Below are 24,056 nucleotides of genomic sequence, written 5' to 3'. Positions count from 1 at the left end.
GGCGCCTCCGGCGGGGATATTTGGTCTGAAGCAGGGCGGAGTTAACCATTCCTAAACCATGCCGGGCGAGCATTGCGGCATGCCCCGTGACCCCGCCTTTACCGAACGCCCGCTGCCGCTGTTCGCGCCTGATGGCGATGAGGCGGAGGCGGTGGTGCTGGCTCCCGGTGCGCGGCTTCCCTCGTATATCCGCGACCATCGCCAGCGGCTGCGAGCGCGGTTCATGCAGGGCGGGGCCGGGGCGATGCCGGAATACGAATTGCTTGAACTGCTGCTGTTCCGCGCCATTCCACGCCAGGACGTAAAGCCGCTGGCGCGCTGCTTGCTCGATACGTTTGGCGATGTGAACCGCGTGCTTTCCGCGCCCCCCGCCCGGCTGGCCGAAGTGGAAGGCGTGGGCGAGGCGGTGGTGCAGGAGTTGAAGCTGATCGAGGCGGTGGCGCATCGGATGGCGCGCGCGCGCATCATGCACCGGCAGGTGCTGTCCAGCTGGGATGCGCTTCTGGATTATTGCCACACCGCGATGGCGCACCGCGAGACCGAACAGTTCCGCGTGCTCTACCTTGACCGCAAGAATGTGCTGATCGCCGATGAGGAGCAGGCGCGCGGCACCGTTGACCATGTGCCGGTCTATCCGCGCGAGGTGGTGAAGCGGGCGCTGGAGCTGAACGCCTCGGCGCTGATCCTGGTTCACAACCACCCCTCAGGCGACCCGACGCCCTCCGACGCCGATATCGACATGACCACGCGGGTACGGGAGGCGGCAGAGGCGCTTGGGCTGGTACTGCACGATCACCTGATCATCGGCAAAAGCCGCGAGCTGAGCTTTCGCGCCCAGGGCTATCTCTGATCGACCGCGGCAAGCGCCACCGGGGTGGCAGGCAGGGGCAGCAGCACCGCGCCCTCGATTCCGTCGCAGGCGGGCATGGCAATGGTGATCGCCAGCGGCGCGGACTTGCCCGCGCGCAGCACGCTTGCGGCAAGGTCGGTGCCGCAGGTGGCGGCAGTCAGCTCGGCCTCTATCGCAAGCTGCGCTTCAGGCTGGCCTGCGGCGGCGGAATAGACCTCGGCGAATAGCGCCGGGCGCGCGGCTGCATCGCCGAGATAGGTCAGATAGCCGCCCGGCCCGGTGCCCGGCGTGCCCGGCGCGGCCGGGTGCCGGTGCCCGGCATCGCCAAAACCCGCCCCATTCTCGAATGCGTTGAGGTGCAGCGCCCCCGAGGCTCCGGCAACGAGCGCGGTCCGCTCGACGGTATCAAGGGTGCCGACCAGTGCCGAGGCGGCAAGCCGGGCCCCGTCCGGCAAGGTTGCCTGCACCGTCGCCTCGCGGGTCAGCGCCGGAATCCGGCCCTCGAAAATGCCGCCGGTATCGGTAAGCACCGCGAAGGCCAGGGCACCGTGACGCAGCTCGACCCTTGCGCCCGGCAGGCAGGGCGCGCTCAGCCGGACCGAGAGCATGGCCGCGGCGGCGGTCTCGACGCGCAGGCTTGCGGCGGCGCAGCTGGGCTGGGTTGCACGCGCGGCGGCGGTCAGCGTGGCACCCGCATCGCGCGGCAGCGGGCGGGGTGGCAGCGCGGCCAGCACCGGCAGCGCGGCGACCGCCTCAGGCGGGGCGGCAACGCTTGCCGGGGGTGCCGCCGCCGTTCCAATGGCGGAAACCGCGTCGGGAGAGCCGCGCAACAGCAGGAATGCGACTGGAAGCGCAAGCGTGATGCCCGCGGCGGCGATAACCAGTTTGCTAGCGTTGCGCATGTCCTGCCTCTCAGCCCTTGCGACCGAGGCGAGACTGACCGGAAAAAATGGCACCGTCGTGGCGCAGGCAAGGCATTGCGGCATCGGGGCGCTTCGGTGCAAGTGCCCGCCGCGCCGCAATCAGGCTTCAGGCAAGGCGGCCGTGGCAGTGCTTGAACTTTTCGCCCGAACCGCAGGGGCAGGGGTCATTGCGGCCAGGGTCGCCCCAGGTGGCGGGGTCGGCGGCGTCAAAACCGGCGACAAGCGGCACGAACGCCGCAGCGCCTGCGGTGGCGGCGGCTGCCTGCGGCTGCTGGCCCTGTTGCGCCTCGATCGCTTCGCGCAGCAGGCGTTGCTGCTCTTCCTGGCTGACCGGGCGAATTTGCGAAAGCCGCTCGGTCACGTCGCTACGCAACCCGTCAAGCAGCATCTCGAACAGCTGGAAAGCCTCGGTCTTGTATTCGTTCAGCGGATCGCGCTGGGCGTAGCCGCGGAAGCCCACGACCGAGCGCAGGTGTTCCAGCGTCACCAGATGTTCGCGCCATTTGCTGTCGATGGTCTGCAACAAGACCTGCTTTTCGATCGCGCGCATGGTTTCTTCGCCGAAGATCGCGGCTTTTTCGGCGGCGGCGGCATCGCTTGCCTGCTCCAGCCGCTCGCGCATCGCCTCCTGGTCAACGCCTTCTTCGCGCGCCCAGTCGATCACCGGCAGATCGAGGTTCAGCTTGGCAATCACCGCGGCATGAAGGCCCTCGGAATTCCATTGGTCGTGGTAGGATTTGGGCGGCAGGAATTCGTCCACCTGATCGTCGATCACCTGATAGCGCATGTCGCGGGCGATCTCGGCGATATCCTCGGTTTCCATGATCTCGCGGCGTTGGCTGAAAATTGCCTTGCGCTGGTCGTTCATCACGTCGTCGAATTTGAGCAGGTGCTTGCGGATGTCGAAGTTGCGCGCCTCGACCTTGGCCTGCGCGCGTTCGAGCGATTTGTTGACCCAGGGGTGAATGATCGCCTCGCCATCCTTCATGCCGAGCGACGAGAGCACCTTGTCAAGCCGTTCCGAACCGAAAATGCGCATCAGGTCATCTTCAAGCGACAGGTAAAAGAGCGAGCGCCCTGGGTCGCCCTGGCGGCCCGAGCGGCCACGCAGCTGGTTGTCGATACGGCGGCTTTCGTGGCGCTCGGTGGCAAGCACGAATAGGCCCCCGGCGGCGATCACCCGCGCCTTTTCGTCGGCATGGTCGGCCTCGATCCGGGCGCGCAGGGCAACCGGGTCTGCCTCGGGATCGGCGGCCAGCGCCTCCATCACCTGCATCTCGATATTGCCGCCAAGCTGAATGTCGGTGCCGCGGCCTGCCATGTTGGTGGCAATGGTGATGCCGCCGAATTTGCCCGCATCGGCGACGATCTTTGCTTCCTGCTCGTGCTGGCGGGCGTTGAGCACGTTGTGCGGCAGGCCTTCGGCCTTGAGCATTTCCGACAGCATTTCCGATTTTTCGATCGAGGTGGTGCCCACCAGCATCGGCTGGCCCTTGGCATGCGCCTCCTTGATCGCCACCACCACGGCGGCGTATTTTTCGGCTGCGGTGCGGTAAACGTGGTCGTGGTCATCCTTGCGCACCACCGGGCGGTTGGTCGGTATTTCGACCACCCCGAGCTTGTAGATCTCCAAAAACTCCTCCGCTTCGGTAACCGCGGTGCCGGTCATCCCCGCAAGCTTCTGGTAAAGCCTGAAATAGTTCTGGAACGTCACGCTTGCCAGCGTCACGTTTTCCGGCTGAACCGTGACCCCTTCCTTGGCTTCGATGGCCTGGTGCAGCCCGTCCGAAAGCCGCCGCCCCTTCATCATCCGACCGGTGAATTCGTCGATCAGCATGATCTCGTCGTCACGCACGATATAGTTCTGGTCTTTGTGAAACAGCGTATGCGCGCGCAGGGCCTGGGTGACGTGGTGCACGATCGAGGTGCTTTCGGGGTCATAAAGCGTCTGTCCGGGCGGCAGAATACCTTCGGCATGCAGTCGCTGTTCAAGGAATTCGTTGCCCTCTTCGGTATAGGTCGCGTTGCGGGCTTTTTCGTCGAGCTTGAAATGCTCGGGCGCAAGTTCGGGAATGAAGCGGTCGAGCGTCTTGTAAAGCTCGCTGCGGTCCTGGCTTGGGCCGGAAATGATCAGCGGCGTGCGCGCCTCGTCAATCAGGATGCTGTCAACCTCATCCACGATCGCGTAAAAATGCCCGCGCTGCGCCATTTCGGGCAGGCTGGCGCGCATGTTGTCGCGCAGATAGTCAAAGCCAAGCTCGTTGTTGGTGGCATAGGTGATGTCGGCGGCATAGGCGGCGCGCTTTTCGGCGTCGCCCTGAAACGGCACCACCACGCCGGTGGTCAGCCCGAGTTGTGCATAGACCTTGCCCATCCAGTCGCTGTCGCGCTTGGCAAGGTAGTCGTTGACGGTGACGATATGCACGCCCTTGCCCGCCAGCGCGTTGAGATAGGCGGGGAAGGTGGCGACCAGGGTCTTGCCCTCGCCGGTCTTCATTTCCGCGATATTGCCCTGATGCAGAAAGATGCCGCCTTTCAGCTGCACATCGAAGGCGCGCAGGCCCAGTGCCCGCCGCGCCGCCTCGCGGCAGTTTGCAAAGGCTTCCGGCAAAAGCACATCAAGGCTTTCGCCGCCCTGCGCGCGGGCCTTGAATTCCTCGGTCTTCGCCTTGATGCCCTCGTCGCTCAGCGCCGCATATTCGGCCTCGAGCGCGTTGATCTTTGCCACCAGCGGGCGGACCGATTTCACCTTGCGGTCATTGGGCGTGCCAAAAACCTTTTTCGCGAGTGTCCCAAAGCCCAGCATGTGTTCTCCGCAGGTTCATCTGACCAATCCCGTGATGTCTGGTCTTGCCCGCGGGTCCGGGCTTGCCTAGAACGGCTGCGAACAAAACGGCGTGCGGCCTTCACGAGAACCATTGGCGATGTAAGGGTCTGCTGTCAGAGTGTCAACGCTGCCGCAAGGTGCGGCGATTGTGGGAGTGTCTTTGATGTCGTTCGGAACGAAACTTCTTGCCGCGAGCGCGATGGTGCTGGCGCTTTCAGCCCCGCTCTCGGCCGCCGATCTTTCGGCCGAAACGGTGGTGGCCACGGTGAACGGCACCAACATCACGCTCGGGCATATGGCGGCGCTGCGCGCGGGCCTGCCCGAGGGCTATCTGGTGCTGCCCGACGAGATCCTGTTCGACGGCATCTTGCAGCAACTGATCCAGCAAACCGCGCTGGCGCAGATCGCCGAAACCCGGCTGACCCAGCGTGACCATGACATGCTCGAGGTGCAGCGGCTGAACTACCTCGCCTCGACCATGCTCGACGAAGCAGTATCGTCAGCGGTCAGCGACGAAGCACTTACCGCCGCCTACGAGGCGCAATATGTCTCTGCCGGTCCGGTGCGCGAATACAATGCGGCGCATATTCTGGTGGCCACCGAAGACGAGGCCAAGGCGATTCGTGCCGAGCTTGATGCGGGCGGCGACTTTGCCGCAATCGCTCGGCTGAAATCAACCGACGGCGCGGCCGCCGATGGTGGCGCGCTTGGCTGGTTCACCCTCGATGTGATGGTCGAACCCTTCGCGGATGCGGTGGCGCAGATGGAGGCCGGGCAGATCGGCGGTCCGGTGCAAACCGAATACGGCTGGCACCTCATCAAGGTTTCCGAAACCCGTCTGGCCAATGCGCCCACGCTTGCCTCGGTTCGCGCCGAACTGGTGAACAAACTGCAAAACGATGCCGTTCAGAACCGGCTCGATCAGGCGGTTGCCGAGGCCGAGATTGTGGAATCGGTCGAGGGCATCGACAAGGCAATCTTGAAAGACCCCGCGCTGCGGGGCGAATAGGCGGGGCGCAAATGGCCAAGACCGACAGGGACTGGAAAAGCCGGGCCGACAAGCTGAAAGCACGGCTCAAGAAGCTTGAGAAACGGCTGGCGACGGCGCTGAACCCGGCATCGCCCGCGCCCTCGGGCAAAAAGGCCGCCAACAAGCCCGCCGCGATCTCGCCGCTCGCGCCCGCTGCCTTTCCGGCGCTGCCGGTGATCGCGGGGGCCGAATTTGCCGCCATCGCGGCGGGGGTGCGCTATGCCGGGCGTTCCGATGTCATGCTGGTGCGGCTTGCGCCGGGCACCGCGCTGGCGGGGGCCTTTACCCGCTCTTCCACCCGCGCCGCCTGCATTCTCGATTGTCAGGCAAAGCTGCGGGCCAAGGTGCCCGCGGGCGCAGGTGCTGCGATCGTGGTGAATTCGGGCAACGCCAACGCCTTCACCGGTGCGGCGGGGCAAGAGGCGGTCGATGCCGTCACCGGTGCCGTTGCCACAGCACTTGGGGTTCCCGCAAGCCGGGTGTTCTCCTCTTCCACCGGCGTCATCGGCGAGCCGCTGCCATTCAAGCGCATCACCGCCAAGGTGCCGGAGCTTGCCGCGACCCTTGCCGAGGGCGGTATCGAGCTTGCCGCCCGCGCCATCATGACCACCGACACCTTCCCCAAAGGTGCCAGTGCAGAATTCGAGGCCGAGGGCGGCCTGATCCGCATTGCGGGCATCGCCAAGGGTTCGGGCATGATCGCGCCCGACATGGGCACGATGCTGGTCTATATCTTCACCGATGCGAAAATCGCCCCGGCCAAGCTGCAAAAACTGGTGTCACGGCAGCTTGACGCCTCGTTCAACGCAATCACCGTCGATAGCGACACCTCCACCTCCGATGCGCTGATCGTTGCGGCAACCGGGCAAAGCGCCGCCGCCGAGATCACCTCGCTGGGCTCGCGCGCGGGCCGCGCCTTTGATGCGGCGCTTGGCGCGGTGATGCTTGATCTGGCGCGTCAGGTGGTGCGCGATGGCGAGGGTGCCAGCAAGTTCGTCGAGGTGCGGGTGACGGGGGCCGAAACCGCCGCCGATGCGCATCGCGTGGCAATGGCCGTGGCCAATTCGCCGCTGGTGAAAACCGCGATTGCCGGCGAAGACGCGAACTGGGGCAGGGTGGTGATGGCAGTGGGCAAATCCGGTGCCAAGGCAGACCGCGACCGCCTGCGCATTTCCTTTGGCGACATGGTTCTGGCCGAAAACGGCTGGCGCGTGCCCGACTACGACGAAGAGAAAGCCTCGGCCTACATGGAGGCGCAGGAACTGGTGATCGGCGTTGATCTTGGCCTCGGCACCGCCGCCAAGACCGTCTATACCTGCGACCTCACCCACCGCTACATCGACATCAACGCCGATTACCGGTCGTGACCCTGCTGCTTGTTGCCGCCGTTGCGCTGATCGATGTCGAGGGGCGGGTGCTTCTGGCCGAACGCCCGGCGGGCAAATCGCTCGCCGGTCTCTGGGAATTTCCGGGCGGCAAGGTGGAGCCGGATGAAACCCCCGAAGCCGCGCTGATCCGCGAGTTGCACGAGGAACTCGGCATCGAGACCTGGCAAAGCTGCCTCGCGCCGCTCAGCTTCGCCAGCCACGCCTACGCCGATTTTCACCTGCTGATGCCGCTTTTCGCCTGCCGCAAATGGGGCGGCATCGCCCATGCGCGCGAAGGCCAGCGCCTCGCCTGGGTCCGCGCCGCCGACCTGCGCAATTACCCGATGCCCGCCGCCGACCTGCCGCTGATCCCGATTCTGCGCGATTGGCTCTGAAACGAAAAGCCGCCCGAAGGCGGCCTTTCCGGGTCTTTCGTCGCGGCTCAGTCGAGCTTGCGCACGATTTCTTCGCGGGTGAAAATCTCGATCACGTCGTCCTTGCGGATGTCATCGTAATTCTCGAACGCCATGCCGCATTCCTGGCCAGAGATCACTTCCTTCACCTCGTCCTTGAAGCGTTTCAGCGTTTTCAGCGTGCCTTCGTGAATCACCACATCGTCGCGCAACAGCCGAACCCCGGCGGCGCGCTGCGCCACGCCTTCGGTCACCAGGCAACCAGCAACCTTGCCGACGCCCGAAACCTTGAACACTTCCTTGATCGTCGCATAGCCGATGAAGGTCTCGCGCACTTCGTTCTTCAGCAGCCCCGACGCGGCGGCTTTGATATCGTCCACCAGATCGTAGATGATCGAATAGTAGCGAATCTCGACGCCCTTCTGGTTTGCCGCCGCCCGTGCCGGGGCGTTGGCCCGCACGTTGAAGCCGATCACCGGCGCGCCCGAGGCCTCGGCAAGGCCAATGTCGCTTTCGGTAATCGCGCCGACGCCGGAATGCAGAACCCGCACCCGCACCTCGTCGTTGCCGATCTTTTCCATTGCCTGCGCGATGGCCTCGGCAGACCCCTGCACGTCGGCCTTGACCAGAATCGGCAGCTCGGCCACCGACTTGTCGGCCTTGGCCTTGGCCATCAGCTGTTCCAGCGTCGTTGCCGCCCCCGCCGCCGCGCGCTTGTCGCGCGCCAGCTTGATCCGGTAGTCGGCAATTTCGCGCGCCTGCGCCTCAGTTTCCACCACGTTCAGCACGTCGCCCGCCTGCGGCGTGCCGTTCAGGCCCAGCACCTCGACCGGCACCGAAGGCCCGGCGGCTTCCACCCGCTCGCCCTTGTCGTTGATCAGCGCGCGCACCTTGCCCCACTGTTCACCGACCACGAAAATGTCGCCCGCGCGCAGCGTGCCGTTTTGCACCAGAACCGTCGCCACCGGGCCGCGGCCGATATCGAGCTTGGCTTCGATCACCGCGCCCTGCGCGGCGCGGTCGGGGTTGGCGCGCAGATCGAGGATTTCGGCCTGCAACGCGATCGCTTCCAGAAGCTTGTCGAGCCCCTGCCCGGTTTTCGCCGAAACTTCCACATCGAGCACGTCGCCCGACATTTCCTCGACCACCACCGAATGCTGCAACAGGTCGGTGCGCACCTTTTGCGCATTCGCTTCGTATTTGTCGATCTTGTTGATCGCCACGATCATCGGCACCTTGGCGGCCTTGGCATGGTTGATCGCCTCGATGGTCTGCGGCATCACCTGATCGTCGGCGGCGACCACCAGCACCACGATATCCGTTACCTGCGCGCCACGGGCCCGCATGCTGGTAAAGGCGGCGTGGCCGGGCGTGTCGAGAAAGGTCAGCGCCGCGCCGGTATCGGTTCGCACCTGATAGGCACCGATGTGCTGGGTAATGCCCCCGGCCTCGCCGGTTGCCACCGTGGTATGGCGGATCGCGTCAAGAATCGAGGTCTTGCCGTGGTCAACGTGGCCCATGATCGTCACCACCGGCGGGCGCGGCACAAGGTGCTCGGCGCTGTCCACCACGGTGTCGATCACATGCTCGACGTCGGCATCGGAAACCCGCACCGACCGGTGGCCGAATTCCTCTACCACAAGCTCGGCGGTGTCGGCGTCGATGGTTTCGTTGATCGATACCATCATGCCCATTTTCATCAGGCTTTTCACCACGTCGGCGGCGCGCTCCGACATCCGGTTCGCCAATTCAGAAACCACGATGGTTTCGGGCAGTTGCACGTCGCGCACCTGCTTTTCGGGCTTCGCATGAATGCCCATCGCCTTCGCGCGGGCCTTTTCCTGCTTGCGCTTCATCGCCGCCATGCTGCGCTGGCGGCCACCTTCGCCGTTCATTGCCTCGCTCAGGCTCAGCTTGCCGGTGCGGCGGACATCATCGGCGGTCTTGGCCTTGCCGCGCGCGTCGCGGTCGGTGGTGGTGCTGCGGTCAACGCGGTCGCGGTCGGTCTTGCGCGGTCCAACCGAAGCCACGCCCTTGGTTTCGGCGCGGCTCGCGGCGGCTTCGGCAGCGGCGGGGTCCACAATCGGTTCGGGCTTGCCGGAACCGGCGGGCTTGCGCACGTCTTCCTTTTTCTTTTCGCGGGTTTCGGCGTCGCGCTGGTGCCGCGCGTCTTCCTCGGCCTTCAGGCGCAGCGCTTCTTCGTGCTCGCGCTCTTCGCGGGCCTTGGCTTCGGCCTCGGCAACGCGCACCGCGCGTTCCTCCTCGCGCACCTTTTCCTCGACCACACGCTTGGCGGCGTCTTCGACATCGCGCACCTTGGCGGCACGCAATGCCGCCATGCGGCGGTCCATCTCGGCATCGGAAATGCCCGCCGGGCGCTTCGACGGATCGCCGGAAGCCTGCGAGGGGCCACCCGAACCCGGCGGCTTTGCCGTCGGCGCACCCGGCTTGGGCACCAGAACGCGCTTGCGCTTGGTCTCGACCACGACGCTTTTGGTCCGGCCGTGGCTGAAGCTCTGCTTCACCTGACCGGGGCGCGCCGCGCCGCCAAGACCGAGAGGTTTTTTGCCGTCAGTATCGTTCATGCCGTCTTCGTATCCTTCTCGGCGGTCGTGCCGCCGTCCCGCTTGCGCAGACCTGAAAGCCTCGCAGCATCGACTATTACCCGAGAGGTCAAGCCGCCAGCCGCAAGCGCGCCGTGTATGGCATGATCGCGGCCGAAAGCCAAACCCAATTCAGATGCGGTAAGGCAGCCAAACCAGCGCCCGCCTTCGGGCGTCCAGAGCTTGCCCTTGCCGCGGTCGGAACCGTCGGAGGCCTGCAAAAGCACCTTCGCCCGGCCCTCCGAAAGCCAGGTCTTCACCTTCTCGAAGCCGCAGACCGCCCGCCCCGATTTGCGCGCCAGCGACACCAGTTCCACCACCCGCGCCGCCATCCCCGCCTCGACCAGATCCACAAGACCCTCGGGCAAGGTCACCGGAGCCTTCGCGGCGCGGGCAAACAGGCCCTTCTTCACCGCCTTTTCCAGCACGTCGCGGTCGGCGCTGACCCAGATCCCCCGGCCCGGCAGCTTTTCCGCCAGATCGGGGTAGATCATGCCGTCGGGTCCGACCACAAAACGGATCAGCCCGGCCTTGGGCTGCACCTCGGCGGTGACAATGCACCGCCGTTCGGGGTCTTCCTGAGCCTTGTCCTTGCCACCGCGGGTCATCGCTCTGGTTTCCGGGGCCTCGGTCAGTCCCCGGCCTCCTCGGTTTCGTCGTTGGTCGCTGGTGCCTCCAGCTCGGACGGGTCCACCCAGCCCAGTTGCACCCGCGCCGTCATCACCAGATGCTGCGCTTCCTCAAGGCTCATCTCGTATTTCTCCAGAATCCCCTCGTCCTTCACCCGCGCGCCATTGACCGTGGTCCAGCCGCCCGCCAGTTCCCAGTCGGCGCAGGTGGCAAAGTCTTCCAGCGTCTTGACGCCATCTTTCGCCAGCGCTTCCAGCATCTGCGGCGTCAGCCCCTCGAAATCGATCAGGCTCTGCTCGACCCCCAGCGCCACTGCGGCTTCCATCGCCTGGCGGTTCTGCGCCTCGATGTATTCGCGCGCCCGGGTCTGCAATTCGCCCGCCGTGCCCTCATCGACGCCCTCGATCTGCAACAGCTCGTCAAGATCGACATAGGCGACCTCTTCAAGGTTGGTAAAGCCCTCGGCCACCAGCAGTTGCGCGAAGAATTCGTCAAGGTCGAGCGCATCTACAAAGAGCTTGGTGCGCTCGGCGAATTCGGCCTGACGGCGGCTCGATTCGTCGGCTTCGGTCATGATGTCGATGTCAAGCCCGGTCAGCTGGCTGGCCAGCCGCACGTTCTGCCCGCGCCGCCCGATTGCCAGCGAAAGCTGCTCGTCGGGCACCACCACCACGATGCGGTTGGCCTCTTCGTCGATCACCACCTTGGAAACCTCGGCGGGTTGCAGCGCGTTCACCAGGAACGTCGCCTGATCGGCGTTCCACGGAATGATGTCGATCTTTTCGCCCTGCAATTCGCCGACCACCGCCTGCACCCGGCTGCCGCGCATACCGACGCAGGCCCCTACCGGGTCAATCGAGTTGTCGTAGGAAATCACCGCAATCTTCGCACGGCTGCCGGGGTCGCGCGCCACCGCCTTGATCTCGATGATGCCATCGTAAATCTCCGGCACTTCCATCTTGAACAGCTCGGCCATGAATTGCGGGTCGGTGCGCGAGAGGAACACCTGCGGCCCGCGCGGTTCGCGCCGCACATCCTTGATATAGGAGCGGATGCGGTCGTTCGGGCGGAAGCTTTCGCGGCCGATCCGCTCGTTGCGGCGCAGAATCGCCTCGCCCCGGCCGATATCGACAATGATGTTGCCGTATTCCTCGCGCTTGACCACACCGTTGATGATCGTGCCCTTGCGGCCGATGAATTCCTCGAACTGGCGGTCGCGCTCAGCCTCGCGCACCTTCTGGAGAATCACCTGCTTGGCGCTTTGCGCGGCGATCCGGCCCAGATCGACCGGTGGCACCTCGTCAATGATCTCGTCACCCAGTTTCGGCTCGGCGAGGTAGGGTTTCGCCTGCTCGACGGTAAGCTGCGCCTGATAGTTTTCCACGCCGTCATCGGCGACCACGGTGCGCACGCGGGTAAAACGCGCGCGCCCGGTCTTGCGGTCGATTGCCACGCGAATGTCCATTTCGGCCCCGTAGCGCGATTTCGCCGCCCGCGCGAGGCTGTCCTCCATCGCCTGGATCACCAGTTCGGGGTCGATCATCTTCTCGCGCGCCACCGCCTCGGCGGTTTGCAGAAGTTCAAGCTGGTTGGCAGAGGTAATCGCCATGTCAGTCCTCCGGGGTGGTCAGTGTTGGGTCGGGGCGGCGTCGGGGGCGTCTTCGCCCGCTTCCTCGTCGCCTTCGGATACGTCAATCTGGTCGAACTCGGCTTCGTCAAGCGTGCCCGAGGCCTTGCGCTGGCGCAGCATCTCGGCAATCAGCTCTTCGGTCAGAACCAGCTTGGCATCGGCCAGCCAGTCGAACTTGAGGCCAATGGTAAGCGCGCCCTCGGCACCTTCGGCAAGCGTTATCAGCACCTCGTCGCCCTCGGTTCCCGCCAGAATGCCCTTGAACCGCTTGCGCCCGTCAATCTGCGCCTCGGTTTCAATCCGCGCCTCGTAGCCGATCCAGACATCGAAATCCTTCAGCCGGGTCAGCGGGCGGTCGATGCCGGGGCTCGAAACCTCAAGCGTATAGGGCTCGGAAATCGGGTCTTCTACATCAAGCGCCGCCGAAACCGCGGTCGAAATCTTCGCGCAATCATCCACGTCGATGCCGCCGTCGGGCCGGTCCGCCATGATCTGCAAGGTCTTGTTGAGCCCGCCCATCAGCCGGATGCGCACCAGTTCATAGCCAAGCCCCTCGATCACCGGGGCAACAATGCCTGCCATGCGCTGGTCGATGGCGGCTTTGGCGATAAGGTCGGTCATGGGTCGCACTTTCAAAACAAAAAACGGGCCATCGCGGCCCGTTGCTCTTTCCCGGTGCGCCGCGAGTTTGGACCCCGCTGCGCCGCTGTTGAAGGCGATATAGGCGAAAGGGCGGCGGGGTGCAAGAAAGATGTGGCGTCGGTCTCAGGCAGGTTCGGGATTGTCGCGCCAAACCCGGAAGTTGAGCGCGCTCGCCACGCAAAGCCATGCCAGATAGGGCACCATCAAAAGCCCCGCCAGCCAGTCAAGCGCCCAGAACTGCCAGACCGCCGCCGCCACCGTCAGCCAGAGCACACCGATGATGGCGAAGCCCGCGCCCTTCTTGCGCGCGCCGAAAAATACCGGCGTCCAGAGCGTGTTGAGCGCGATCTGCAAGGCCCAGAGCGCATCACCCGGCTTGAAGAAACCGCCACTTGCCGCGGCCGCGCCGGAAGCGGCCAGAAACACGAGGAATAGGGTCCACGCGGCAAACCTCCCGCAAACCGCGCCATGATGCGCGCGACAGATATGGGGCGCTCTGTCAGCATCGCGTGGGGCACGGCGCGGGTATCTGCGCCCCGCCGGTGACAAACCCCGCGCAAACCTTGCCAAAAGGTTAACAGCGCCACTCATAAAATAGTTAAATCAATGGGTTGGGCAGTATAACACGCGTGTTATGCGCCCCTCAGCCCGTCCATCACCCGCAGCAATTCCGCGGTGATCCGGGTTTCCGAAAGCGCGTGCCCCGACGCCGCCACCAGCCGCAGCTCGGCCTTGTTCCAGCCCGCCGCCAGCTTCCAGGCCGCGGCGGGCGGGCAGACCATATCAAGCCGCCCCTGCACGATCACCGCCGGAACATGCTCGATCCGGTGCCGGTCGCGCAGGATCTGGTCGTCGCATTCAAGAAATGCGCCGTGCTGGAAATAGTGGTTCTCCAGCCGCGCGAAAGTGCGGGCATATTCGGGCGGTGCCTCGCCGATGCTGGCGTCCCCCTCGACGCTCGCCAGCACGTTTTCCCAATGCGCCCAGATCCGCGCGAATCGCGCCTCGGTCGCCCAGTCGCCGCTGAACAGCCGCCGGTGATAGGCCCCGATCAGGTCGCCCCGCTCCGCCAGCGGCACCATCTCGCTGAACTGCTGCCAGATATCCGGCCAGAAAACCCCCGCGCCGCCGCCATAGAACCAGTCAAGCTCGGCCCGCGTTGCCATGAAAACCCCGCGCAGCACCAGTTGGCGCACCCGGTCCGGGTGGGCCTCGGCATAGAGAAGCGCCAGCGTCGCGCCCCAGCTGCCGCCGAACAGAATGAAATCCTCGATGCCCAGCGTCAAACGGATCAGCTCGATATCGGCGATGAGATGCGCGGTGGTGTTCGCCTCGACCGCCGCCGCAGGTTTCGAGCGCCCGCAGCCGCGTTGATCGAACAGCACCACCCGATAGCTCGCGGGGTCAAAATAGCGCCGCATCGCCGGGCTGGCCCCGCCGCCCGGCCCGCCATGCAGCACCAGCACCGGCCGCCCCTCCGGATTGCCGCATTGCTCGACATAGACGCGGTGCCCGTCGCCGACCTCCAGCATCTGCCGGGAGAATGGCTCGCAAGGCGGGTAAAGAATCCCGCCGATCGCGCGTTTTTGGCCTGCGGTTCTGTCCATGCCCGGACTATATAACGGGAAAGCGCGGCCCGCCACGGCCAGCGCCCGGAAATCGGAGACCCGAATGCAAAACCCCGCCGAACCGATCAGCTCGATCAACCCCGACGAAGTTGCCAAGTTCGAGGCGATGGCAGCCGAGTGGTGGGATCCGGCGGGCAAGTTCAAGCCGCTGCATCTGATGAATCCTTGCCGGCTTGACTACATCATCGGCCAGATCGCCGCCGAGTACGGCCGCGACCGCGCCTCGCTTCGCCCCTTCGAGGGGTTGCGCCTGCTTGATATCGGCTGCGGTGGTGGCCTTTTGTCGGAACCGATGGCACGGCTTGGGGCCGAGGTGGTGGGTGCCGACGCCGCGCCCCGCAACATTCCGGTGGCCCGGCTTCATGCCGAGGCGCAGGGACTGGAGATTGATTATCGAAACACCACCGCCGAGGCGCTGGCGGCGGCAGGCGAGCGGTTCGACGTGGTGCTGAACATGGAAGTGGTCGAGCATGTCGCCGACCCGCAGGCGTTTCTGACCACCTGCCAACAGCTTCTGAAAACCGGCGGCCTGATGGTCTGCTCCACCCTCAATCGCAACCCGAAAAGCTGGATGATGGCAATCTTCGGGGCCGAACGGGTGATGCGCTGGCTGCCGGTGGGCACCCATGACTGGGCAAAGTTCATCACCCCGGATGAGCTTTACGCGCTGATCCGCAGCGCCGGGCTTGACCCGGTGGACCGCAAGGGCATGGTGTTCAACCCGGTAAGCTGGCGCTGGAGCCTTTCGGCGCGCGATCTTTCGGTGAACTATGTCACCGCCAGCGTGAAGCGGTAGAGCCTAGACCGTGTGCAGATAGAGGTCGTAATCGACATCGGCGATGGTGCGCGCGACGCGGGCATATTCGGCAGCCTTGATGGCGCAAAAGGTGCGGTGCATGTCGGTCCCCAGCGCGTCGCGCAGAAATGCCGAGCCGGTCGCGGCGCTTATCGCCTCGCGCCAGTCGCCGGGAATGGGCAGCGCCTCGGCCTCGCCAGTGTAGCCGTTGCCGGTGGTTTCGGGGCCGGGGTCGATGTGCTCGGCCAGCCCCTTGCGCACCCCGGCAAGCACGGTTGCCGCCACGAGGTAAGGGTTCGCGTCCACCCCCGAGGGCCGATGCTCCACCCGCCGCGCGGCGACCGGCCCGGCGGGAATGCGTAGCGCCACCGAGCGGTTGTTGACGCCCCAACTGGGCGAGACCGGGGCGTAGCTCTGGCTGGCAAAGCGCCGCCATGAATTGGCATGCGGGGCGAAAACCAGCATCGATTCGCCCATTGTGGCGCGCAGACCGCCGATGGCGTGGCGGATTGCTTCGTTCCACTGGCCTTCGGAGGCTTCGGCAAAGATGTTGCGCCCCGAGGCATCTTGCAGCGAAACATGGAAATGCATGCCCGAGCCCGCGTATTTCTCGACCGGCTTGGCCATGAAGCAGGCGGTCACCCCGTGGCGGCGCGCCTGCAAGCGCACGATCCGCTTCAGCCGCACCAGATCATCGGCGGCGACCATCACATCGGTGCGGTAATGCAGCGTCAGTTCGTATTGCCCGGGCGCGTATTCGGAAATCACCGTTTCTGCCCTGATCCCCATCAGCTCCGCCGCGCGGTAGATATCGGAAAAAAGCGGCTCCATGCCGTGCAGATGATCGACCGAATAAACCTCGGTCTTGTCCGACCGCCGCCCGTCAAGCACCGCCGCCGCGGGGCGCGCGTAGCCCTGATCGTCAAGCTTCGGGTCGAGCAGAAAAAATTCCAGCTCGAAGGCACCTGCCGGATAAAGCCCTTCGGCCGCCATCGCAGCCACCTGCCGCGCCAGCGCATGCCGGGGGTCAGAGGTCATCTCGGTGCCGTCGAGGTGATACATGCTCATCAGCAATTCGCCGCGCGGCGGGTTGGTTCCGTGCAAGGGCTTCAGCGTGCCCGGAATCGGCCAGGCCTTGAGGTCGCCATCGCCCTGATCCCAGATCAGGCCCGTCTCGTGCACGTCTTCGCCGCAGATATCGAGCCCGAGAATGGAAATCGGCAGGTGCCTGCCGCCGGAATAAAGCCCCGGCAGTTCGTGCCGCCGGATGATCTTGCCACGGCCGATGCCATTGGCGTCGGTCAGCACGATGTCGAAGGCCTCGATCTCGGGGTGTTCGGCCAGAAAGGCTTCGGCCTCGGCGGGGGTCGAACCGGTGGGCGAGGGGGTCATGGGTCGGTCTTTCATGCAAAAAGTTCCGCCAGCGTGGCGCTGAAGGCGGCAATCAGCCGGCCAATCTGCGCCCTTGTGGTGGCGGGGCTGACCAGCATCATGTTGTGAAATGGGGCGATCAGGCAGCCACGGTTCAACAGGCGCGCGTGAATCGCCGCTTCGAGCGCGGGGGCATGCGCGGCCTCGGCTTCGCTGCCATTGCGCAAGGGGCCGGGGGCGCAGATAAATTCCACCCGCGCGCCGACCCGCACCACATGCCACGGCGCGGCATGGGCGGCGATGGCGCGGGCGAGGCCCGCTTGCAGCCGCTCAGCACCCGCCTCCATGCGCGCGTAGTTGGCAGGGGTCATCACCTCGGCCAGTGTCGCGCGCAGGGCGGCGAATTGCAGCATGTTGGCCGAAAGCGTGGTGCCCATGCCGGAATGCCCTGCCGGGCGGCTGGCATTGTAGCTGGCGAAGCGGTCGGCAAGTTCGGGCGACAGCCCCCAGACGGCGGCAGCAAGGCCACCGGCCACGCATTTGCCAAGCACGAAGATGTCGGGCGCGAGGCCGTGCACGCGCGTGTAGCCGCCGAGCCCGGTCGAGATTGTATGCGTTTCGTCGATCATCAGCAGCGCGCCATGGCGGCGGGTCAGGTCGCGCAGGCCTTGGTGAAAGCCGGGATCAGGCAGCACCATGCAGGAATTGGTCATCACCGGCTCGGTCAGCACCGCTGCCACATCGCCCGCCGCCAGCGCCGCATCAACCGCCGCGAGGTCGTTGAACTCTACCGCCACCGCGGTTGCGCCCAGGTCTGCCACCTGCCCGACCAGACCGGGGCGCGCTTCGGTGCGCCCGTCGCGCAGCCGCACCATCGTCTCATCGACGGTGCCGTGATAGCAGCCGTTGAAGACCAGAACCTTGGGCCGCCCGGTCACCGCGCGGGCAATCCGCAGTGCAAAGCGGTTGGCGTCGGTCGCGGTGGTGGCGATCTGCCAGCGGAAGGGGCCGAACCGCTCGGACAAGAGCGCGCCGACCGCCAGCGTGTCCTCGCAGGGCAGCATGCAGGTGAGGCCGCGCCCCGCCTGCGCGCGCAGGGCGCGGGCTACCGGCGGCGGCGAATGGCCGAACATCGCGCCGGTATCGCCAAGGCAGAAATCGTCAATCCGATGCCCGTCGATGTCTTCGAGCACGGCACCCTTCGCCCGCGCCACCAGCAACGGAAAGGGCTGCGGCCAATCCCGCATCCAGTGCATCGGCACGGTGCCAAGCCACGCCCCCGCCGCCGCTGCCAGCGCGGCAGCGGTGCGCGGCCGCGCCGCGACATGGGCGGCGGCGGCACGGTCGGTCAGATCGGCGATGCGGGCGGCGGTAACGCCACCGCCGGGCTGGCTGGGCATGGTCGGGGCCTTTGAATATGCGGCCCCTAGGTTTCACGCCCTTCGCGCGGCGTCAACGGCTGCTCTGGCACCGGGCCGGCCAGTGTTTCGGCGGCGGTATCGGTGCCGATCCGCAGGATCGCCCATTCCGACCCCTCGGGGTGCGGCAGGTTCTGCGGGCGGTCGTGGTGCAGGTTTGCCTTGGCCAGAAACAGCGCGCTGACCGGCGCGGTCAGGAACAGGAACAGCGTGATCAGCAGCTCATGCGCACTGAAATGGCCCATCTTGGCGGCAAAGAACAGCATCGAGGCAATCAGCACCCCGCCAACGCCAAGCGTTGTGGCCTTGGTGGGCGCATGCAGGCGCGTCATCGGGTCGGGCAACTTGACCAGCCCGAACGAGCCGACAAGGCCAAAGACCCCGGCAAGCACCAGAAACCCCGTGATCAGCAGATCCCAGACCATGGCCTTCCCCTATTCCACAATGTCGCCGCGCAGCATGAACTTGGCATAAGCGACGGTCGAAACAAATCCGACCATGGCAATCAGCACCGCCGCCTCGAAATAGACTGCCGTGCCCTGCCGAATGCCATAAAGCACCAGAAGCGCAATGGCGTTCACCACCATCGTGTCAAGCGCCAGAACCCGGTCGGTCACTCCGGGCGCGCGAACGATGCGCCAGAGGTTGAGCAACAGCGCCAGGCCGAAGCAGCCGAAGGCAAAGTCGAGCGCGATGGCGATCATGCGAATATCTCCAGAAGTCGGGCCTCGTAGCGGGTCTGAATTGCGCGCACCACCGCCTCGGGGTCCGGCGCGTGCAGGCAATGCACCAAAAGCGAGCGACCATCGGCGGAAAGGTCGGCGGATACGGTTCCGGGGGTCAGGGTGATCGTAGCGGCCAGCACGGTGATCGCCTCGGGCTGGGTCAGCCGCAACGGCACCGCGATCCATGCGGGCCGGAGCCGGGCGTTGGGCATGGCAAGCACGATCCGCGCGACGGTGAAGTTTGCCACCACGATGTCGTGGAGCACGATGGCGACATAGGTGCCGATCATCGGCAGATTGTGCAGGCGCGGGCGCTCCGGCCAATAGGGCGCGGTCAGGAGCGGAACGGCGGTGCCAAGGATCAGCGCCATGACCAGCGAGCCGAGGCTCAGATGGTTCACCAGCAACAGCCAGACGAGCGCCAGCAGAATTGTCAGTTGCGGATGCGGGAAAAGCTTGCGCATCACCCGGCCCCCCCGGCCAACACGGCGGCAATATATGGCGCGGGCGCATAAAGCGACGCGGCGGCGGCGTTCAGCCAGGCGCTGACCGGCCCGGCGGCAAGGCTCAGCCCCACCAACACGGTCAAAAGCCCGGCCACCCCAGCCAGCGCCAGCGGCTGCGAAGGCGCGGCGGCTTCCTCGGGCGTGGTTTCCCAGAAAACCGCAGCCCCCGCGCGCGCCAGCCCGGCAACCGCCATCAGCGAACCGATCAGGATTGCGGCCCAGATTGCCCAGCCGCCGGGCACCGCGCGCACCGCATCAAGGATCATCAGCTTGCCCAGAAAACCCGGCAACGGCGGCATTCCCGCCACCCCGATCGCCACCACGAAGAACACCGCCGCCAGCAGGCCGTGCGAGGCAAAGCGCGGTCCGGGCGCAAGCGACAGGCTGCCGCGCTGGCCCCGGACCAGATCGGCGGTCAGGAACAAGGCACCGGCAACCAGCGTCGAATGGATCAGGTAGAACAGCGCAGCACCGGTCGCTGCCGGGGTGAAAACCGCGACGCCAAGCATCATCGTGCCGATCGAGCCGATCACCGAAAACGCCGCCATCCGCCCCAGATCGCGCGCGCCAAGCACGCCGGTCATGCCGATCAGCAGCGTCACCCCGGCGGCTGGCAACAGCAGCGTGCCGCCAATGTCGCTGGCGGCGCTGCTTGGCCCGAAGCCGAGGGTGAACAGGCGCAGGATCGCATAGACCCCGACCTTGGTCAGAATGGCAAACAGCGCCGCCACCGGGCCGGGGGCGTTGGCATAGGTTGCCGGAAGCCAGAATTGCAGCGGCACCAGTGCCGCCTTGATCGCAAAGACCAGCAGCAAGAGCACTGCCCCCACCCGCAGCAAAGCCGCATCCGAGGCCGGAATCGCCGCCGCCCTCACCGCCAGATCAGCCATGTTGAGCGTGCCGGTAACCGCATAGATGGTGCCGAGCGCGAACAGGAAAAGCACCGAACCCGCAAGGTTCATCACCACATACTGCACACCCGCGCGCAACCGCGCGCGCCCGCCGCCGTGGATCATCAGCCCGTATGAGGCGATCAGCATCACCTCGAAGAACACGAAAAGGTTGAAGGCGTCGCCGGTAAGAAAAGCCCCCGCAAGCCCCATCAGCTGAAACTGGAACAGCGCGTGAAAATGCCGCCCGCGCGCATCCCAGCCGGTGCCGAGCACATGCGCCAGCACCGCCAGCGCCAGCGCGGCGGTCAGCCCGAGCATCAGCGCCGCAAGCCGGTCAACCACCAGCGCGATGCCGAACGGGGCCGGCCAGTTGCCAAGCCGGTAAACCCCGATCTCGCCGCTGCTCGACTGCGCCAGCAATACCCCGGCGAGTGCCGCAAAAAGCACCGTCCCCGCGCCCGAAAGCAGCCTTTGCGCCCGCAGATCATGGCGCGCGAGCAGCACCAGAAGCGGAGCCAGAAGCGCGGGCAACACCACCGGGGCGATGATCCAGTGGTTCATTCCCGGCCCTCGCCAAGGTCGATGTCGTCATTGCCCGAGGCGATGAATGCGCCCAGCGCCATCAGCACCACCACCGCGGTCATGCCAAAGGAAATGACGATTGCGGTCAGCACCAGCGCCTGCGGCAGCGGGTCGGTGTAGCCGGTCGCGGTATCGGCAAGCACCGGCGGCAGGTTCACCACCAGCCGCCCGGTGGCAAACAGGAACACGTTGACCGCATAGGAAAGCATCGCCGTGCCCAGCACCACCGGAAAAGTCTGCCGCCGCAGGATCAGGTAAACCCCCGCCGCCGTCATCACCGCCACCGCGCTTGCAACCAGAGCCTCCATCAGCCGGTCTCCCCGCGCTTGCGTTCATCGTGATGCGCGCGGTGCGAAAGCCGTGAAAGGCTGGCCAGCGCCAGCATCACCGCGCCGACCACGGTCAGAAACACCCCAAGGTCAAAGGCCATCGCGGTTGCCAGCTCGAACTTTTCAAGCGGTGGCAGCGTCACATAGCCAAAGGCCGAGGTCAGGAACGGCCGCCCGGCGAACCACGCGCCAATCCCGGTCAGCCCCGCAATCAGCACCCCGGCACCGATCAGCGCATGATAATCGAACCGCAACCGTGCCTCGGCCCAGGCAAGCCCCGAGGCCATGTATTGCATCACCAGCGCGATCGACACCACCAGCCCGGCAACAAAACCGCCCCCCGGCGCGTTGTGGCCGCGCAGGAAGATGTAAACCCCCACCATCAGCGCCACCGGCAGCACCAGCCGGGTGGTCACCACCAGCATCAGCGGGTGCGCATCGCCCGCCCGCGGCTGATCCGGGGTCCAGGCGATCAGGCGGCGTAGCGCCGGGCGGCGCAGCATCACATCTGCCAGCGCGAAAATGACCAGCGCGGCAATTCCGAGCACGATGATCTCGCCAAAAGTATCATAGCCGCGGAAGTCGACCAGAATGACGTTGACGATATTGGTGCCGCCGCCGCCGCTGTAGGCGTTTTCGACATGATAGGCGGAAATCGTCGGAGCCGCGAAATCCCGCCGCATCAGCGCATAGATCAGCGCGCCGACGCCAAGCCCCGCAGCCGAGGCAAGCCCCGCATCGCGGGCCCGGAGCGCGAAGGGCTCGGCAATGCTCTGTTTGGGCAGGAAATTGAGCGCGAGCAGCATCAGCACCACCGTCACCACCTCGACAGTGATCTGCGTGAGCGCAAGGTCGGGGGCGGAGAGGTAGATGAAACCGATCGACACCATGAGCCCGATGATGCCGATCAGCACCAGTGCCAGAAGCCTGTCGCGGTGCAGGAACGGCAGCCACAGGCTGGCCACGATCAACGCCAGCCAGCCCACCGCCACCACCGGCGGAACCGGCAGCATGGCGCGGGTTTCCGGCCCGAGGCCGGCGCTGGCAAAGGCCCATCCGCCTGCCGCGAGGGCCACCAGCACCAGCGCCGCCAGCGACCGCGCCATCGCCCCATCGTGTAATGCCGCGCTCAACCGCCGCGCGCCCGCCTCGGCCCCGGTCATGATCGCCGCATACACCGCCGGGGCGCTCAGCCGGGCCAGCGCCACACCGGCCCATTGCAGGCGACGGGCCTGGGTCAGCAGCAAGGCCCCGCCCGCCAGCGCAATGGCCGACATCGCCAGCGCCGGGGTCAGCCCGTGCCAGATCTTCAGCACCACCCCCGACATGTCCGCGCCCACCACGGCCCCGGCCGCGGCCGCAACCAACGGCCGGGCAAGCGCCGGGAAAAGCCCGACCACCACCACCACCGCCACCAAGAGCGCCGGGGCCAGCCAGAGGCCGATTGCGGGGTCATGCGGTTTGGTCGGGTAATCCTCGCGCTCCTGCCCGAGGAAGGTGAGCACAATCAGCCGGAACGAATAGCCCGCCGAAATCAGCGCGCCCAGCGTGGTCAGCGCCGCCAGCACCCAGACGCCGCCGAGGTAGGTGGTATGCGCCGCCTCCTCCAGCATCATTTCCTTGCTCAGAAAGCCGTTGAGCAGCGGCACCCCGGCCATCGAAAGCGCCGCCAGCGTCGCCAGCGCGAAGGTCAGCGGCATCAGGCGGCGCAGGCCGCCCAGCCGGTCGATGTCGCGGGTGCCGGTCTCGTGCTCGATGATCCCGGCGGAAAGGAAAAGCGCCGCCTTGAAACTCGCGTGGTTGAGCACATGAAACACCGCCGCCAGCGCCGCCGCCTTGCTGCCAAAGCCGAGCAGCATGACGATCAGCCCCAGATGCGAGACCGTCGAATAGGCAAGAAGCGCCTTGAGATCGGTGCGAAACAGCGCCACCGACGCTCCCCAGAGCATGGTCACAAGCCCGACCGTGGTGACCACATAAAACCATTCCGGCGTGCCCGACAGCGCTGGCCAGAGCCGCGCCAGAAGGAACACCCCGGCCTTCACCATGGTGGCCGAGTGCAGATAGGCCGAAACCGGCGTCGGCGCGGCCATCGCGCGGGGCAGCCAGAAATGGAACGGGAACTGCGCCGATTTGGTAAAGGCACCGAGCAGGATCAGCCCCAGCGCCAGTGGGTAGAGGCCGGAGTCGCGGATTGCCGGGCCAGCCTTCACGATCTGCGAAATTTCGTAGCTTCCGGCGATGCCGCCCAGAACCAGCATTCCCGCGATCATCACCAGCCCGCCTGTGGCGGTCACCACCAGCGCCATCACCGCCCCGGCGCGGGCATCGGGGCGGTGGCTCCAATAGCCGATCAAAAGGAACGAGCTGAGCGAGGTAAGTTCCCAGAAAATCAGCAAAAGCAATATGTTGTCGGAAAGCACAATGCCCAGCATCGCGCCCTGAAACAGCATGAGATAGGTAAAAAACCGCCCCGCCGGGTCAGCCTTGGCAAGGTAGTAGCGGGCGTAGAACAGGATCAAAAGCCCGATGCCGAGGATCAGAATCGCAAACAGCGCCGCCAGCCCGTCAAGCCTGAAGCTGGCGGAAAGCCCGAGCGCGGGCAGCCAGTCGAGACGCGCCACCACCGCCTCGCCCGCGAACACCCTTGGCAGATGCGCCAGCACCCCGGCCAATGCCGCCGCGGTAGCAAGCCCCGCACCCGCCGCTGCCATGCCACGGCCGGACCGGATCAGCACAGCTGGCAGCAGAGCCCCGAGAAACGGCAAGATGACAATCAGCAGCAGGCTCATGCGGCGCGGTGTTCCATTTCCTCGTCCCAACGCCACCTAACTGTAGGCTGCGCGCCGGGGTGTCAACCCGGACCCGGGCGCAAGGTCGCGGCAGTGCGGCG

Annotated in this window: 21 protein-coding genes; 5 read left to right on the top strand and 16 right to left on the bottom strand. The window is 65.8% G+C overall.

Annotated features, from left to right (window positions below; translation table 11 throughout):
• The first annotated feature begins 79 nt into the window (after nucleotides 1-79).
• Nucleotides 80-850: a DNA repair protein RadC gene (gene radC, locus Q8J98_RS01670; protein ID WP_305292867.1), complete on the top strand. Its 771-nt coding sequence runs from the start codon at nucleotides 80-82 to the stop codon at nucleotides 848-850.
• Here the strand turns inward: radC and Q8J98_RS01665 are convergent.
• Nucleotides 841-1,752 carry a hypothetical protein gene (locus Q8J98_RS01665; RefSeq protein ID WP_305292866.1) on the bottom strand — a complete coding sequence of 304 codons (912 nt, stop codon included), beginning with the start codon at nucleotides 1,750-1,752 and terminating at the stop codon, nucleotides 841-843. The two genes, radC and Q8J98_RS01665, sit on opposite strands and share 10 nt — an antisense overlap.
• 127 nt (nucleotides 1,753-1,879) lie before the next feature.
• Nucleotides 1,880-4,579 (bottom strand): preprotein translocase subunit SecA, encoded by a 2,700-nt coding sequence (gene secA, locus Q8J98_RS01660; protein ID WP_305292865.1) that lies wholly within the window; start codon nucleotides 4,577-4,579, stop codon nucleotides 1,880-1,882.
• A gap of 184 nt (nucleotides 4,580-4,763) precedes the next feature.
• On the opposite strand from secA, the gene Q8J98_RS01655 reads away from it, so the two are divergent.
• The 3 genes from Q8J98_RS01655 to Q8J98_RS01645 are packed head-to-tail and all read left to right on the top strand — an operon-like array spanning nucleotide 4,764 to nucleotide 7,392.
• Complete coding sequence (locus Q8J98_RS01655) at nucleotides 4,764-5,609, top strand: peptidylprolyl isomerase (RefSeq protein WP_305292864.1); 846 nt, start codon at nucleotides 4,764-4,766, stop codon at nucleotides 5,607-5,609.
• An 11-nt stretch (nucleotides 5,610-5,620) separates the two neighbouring features.
• Nucleotides 5,621-6,997: a bifunctional glutamate N-acetyltransferase/amino-acid acetyltransferase ArgJ gene (gene argJ / locus Q8J98_RS01650; RefSeq protein ID WP_305292862.1), complete on the top strand. Its 1,377-nt coding sequence runs from the start codon at nucleotides 5,621-5,623 to the stop codon at nucleotides 6,995-6,997.
• On the top strand, nucleotides 6,994-7,392 hold the full coding sequence (locus tag Q8J98_RS01645; RefSeq protein WP_305292860.1) for a (deoxy)nucleoside triphosphate pyrophosphohydrolase: 399 nt from the start codon (nucleotides 6,994-6,996) through the stop codon (nucleotides 7,390-7,392). The genes argJ and Q8J98_RS01645 overlap by 4 nt, the downstream gene beginning before the upstream one ends.
• Nucleotides 7,393-7,439: 47 nt before the next feature.
• On the opposite strand, the gene infB is transcribed toward Q8J98_RS01645, so the two are convergent.
• From infB to pip, 6 genes are all read right to left on the bottom strand, one after another.
• Entirely contained in the window at nucleotides 7,440-9,995 is a 2,556-nt protein-coding gene (infB, locus tag Q8J98_RS01640) for a translation initiation factor IF-2 (protein ID WP_305292858.1), read from the bottom strand.
• Complete coding sequence (locus Q8J98_RS01635) at nucleotides 9,992-10,621, bottom strand: RNA-binding protein (protein ID WP_305184547.1); 630 nt, start codon at nucleotides 10,619-10,621, stop codon at nucleotides 9,992-9,994. Before Q8J98_RS01635 ends, infB begins: the two co-directional genes overlap by 4 nt.
• A 23-nt stretch (nucleotides 10,622-10,644) precedes the next feature.
• Nucleotides 10,645-12,252, bottom strand: a complete 1,608-nt coding sequence (gene nusA, locus Q8J98_RS01630) for a transcription termination factor NusA (RefSeq protein WP_305184546.1) — start codon at nucleotides 12,250-12,252, stop codon at nucleotides 10,645-10,647.
• Nucleotides 12,253-12,270: 18 nt separating this feature from the next.
• Nucleotides 12,271-12,894, bottom strand: a complete 624-nt coding sequence (gene rimP / locus Q8J98_RS01625; protein ID WP_305184545.1) for a ribosome maturation factor RimP — start codon at nucleotides 12,892-12,894, stop codon at nucleotides 12,271-12,273.
• Between the two features lie 144 nt (nucleotides 12,895-13,038).
• Nucleotides 13,039-13,401, bottom strand: coding sequence for a TspO/MBR family protein (locus tag Q8J98_RS01620; protein ID WP_305292905.1), 363 nt, complete (start codon nucleotides 13,399-13,401; stop codon nucleotides 13,039-13,041).
• A 146-nt stretch (nucleotides 13,402-13,547) separates the two neighbouring features.
• On the bottom strand, nucleotides 13,548-14,522 hold the full coding sequence (gene pip / locus Q8J98_RS01615) for a prolyl aminopeptidase (protein WP_305292856.1): 975 nt from the start codon (nucleotides 14,520-14,522) through the stop codon (nucleotides 13,548-13,550).
• A 64-nt stretch (nucleotides 14,523-14,586) separates the two neighbouring features.
• Between pip and ubiG the strand changes: the two genes are divergently transcribed.
• Entirely contained in the window at nucleotides 14,587-15,339 is a 753-nt protein-coding gene (ubiG, locus tag Q8J98_RS01610; protein WP_305292854.1) for a bifunctional 2-polyprenyl-6-hydroxyphenol methylase/3-demethylubiquinol 3-O-methyltransferase UbiG, read from the top strand.
• Between the two features lie 3 nt (nucleotides 15,340-15,342).
• Here ubiG and Q8J98_RS01605 read toward each other — a convergent pair whose 3' ends face one another.
• From Q8J98_RS01605 to Q8J98_RS01570, 8 genes are read right to left on the bottom strand one after another with little or no spacing between them, the layout of a single operon-like run.
• Complete coding sequence (locus Q8J98_RS01605) at nucleotides 15,343-16,746, bottom strand: glutamine synthetase family protein (RefSeq protein WP_305292853.1); 1,404 nt, start codon at nucleotides 16,744-16,746, stop codon at nucleotides 15,343-15,345.
• Nucleotides 16,743-18,110 carry a transaminase gene (locus Q8J98_RS01600; protein WP_305292852.1) on the bottom strand — a complete coding sequence of 456 codons (1,368 nt, stop codon included), beginning with the start codon at nucleotides 18,108-18,110 and terminating at the stop codon, nucleotides 16,743-16,745. Before Q8J98_RS01600 ends, Q8J98_RS01605 begins: the two co-directional genes overlap by 4 nt.
• 26 nt (nucleotides 18,111-18,136) lie before the next feature.
• The gene (locus tag Q8J98_RS01595) at nucleotides 18,137-18,553 is read right to left on the bottom strand and encodes a Na+/H+ antiporter subunit G (RefSeq protein WP_305184539.1); all 417 of its coding nucleotides are present in this window, start codon (nucleotides 18,551-18,553) and stop codon (nucleotides 18,137-18,139) included.
• Nucleotides 18,554-18,562: 9 nt separating this feature from the next.
• Complete coding sequence (locus Q8J98_RS01590; protein WP_305184538.1) at nucleotides 18,563-18,832, bottom strand: K+/H+ antiporter subunit F; 270 nt, start codon at nucleotides 18,830-18,832, stop codon at nucleotides 18,563-18,565.
• Nucleotides 18,829-19,320, bottom strand: coding sequence for a Na+/H+ antiporter subunit E (locus Q8J98_RS01585; RefSeq protein ID WP_305184537.1), 492 nt, complete (start codon nucleotides 19,318-19,320; stop codon nucleotides 18,829-18,831). The genes Q8J98_RS01590 and Q8J98_RS01585 overlap by 4 nt, the downstream gene beginning before the upstream one ends.
• Nucleotides 19,317-20,813, bottom strand: coding sequence for a monovalent cation/H+ antiporter subunit D (locus Q8J98_RS01580; protein ID WP_305292850.1), 1,497 nt, complete (start codon nucleotides 20,811-20,813; stop codon nucleotides 19,317-19,319). Before Q8J98_RS01580 ends, Q8J98_RS01585 begins: the two co-directional genes overlap by 4 nt.
• Nucleotides 20,810-21,142 (bottom strand): Na+/H+ antiporter subunit C, encoded by a 333-nt coding sequence (locus Q8J98_RS01575; RefSeq protein WP_305184535.1) that lies wholly within the window; start codon nucleotides 21,140-21,142, stop codon nucleotides 20,810-20,812. Before Q8J98_RS01575 ends, Q8J98_RS01580 begins: the two co-directional genes overlap by 4 nt.
• Nucleotides 21,142-23,955 carry a monovalent cation/H+ antiporter subunit A gene (locus Q8J98_RS01570; RefSeq protein ID WP_305292848.1) on the bottom strand — a complete coding sequence of 938 codons (2,814 nt, stop codon included), beginning with the start codon at nucleotides 23,953-23,955 and terminating at the stop codon, nucleotides 21,142-21,144. Before Q8J98_RS01570 ends, Q8J98_RS01575 begins: the two co-directional genes overlap by 1 nt.
• Nucleotides 23,956-24,056: the final 101 nt, after the last annotated feature.

The organism is Phaeovulum sp., from assembly GCF_030684035.1.
Classification (GTDB): Bacteria; Pseudomonadota; Alphaproteobacteria; order Rhodobacterales; family Rhodobacteraceae; genus UBA6213.
Note: the sequence above shows the minus strand (reverse complement) of the source record. Positions and strands in the feature narration are given on the sequence as shown.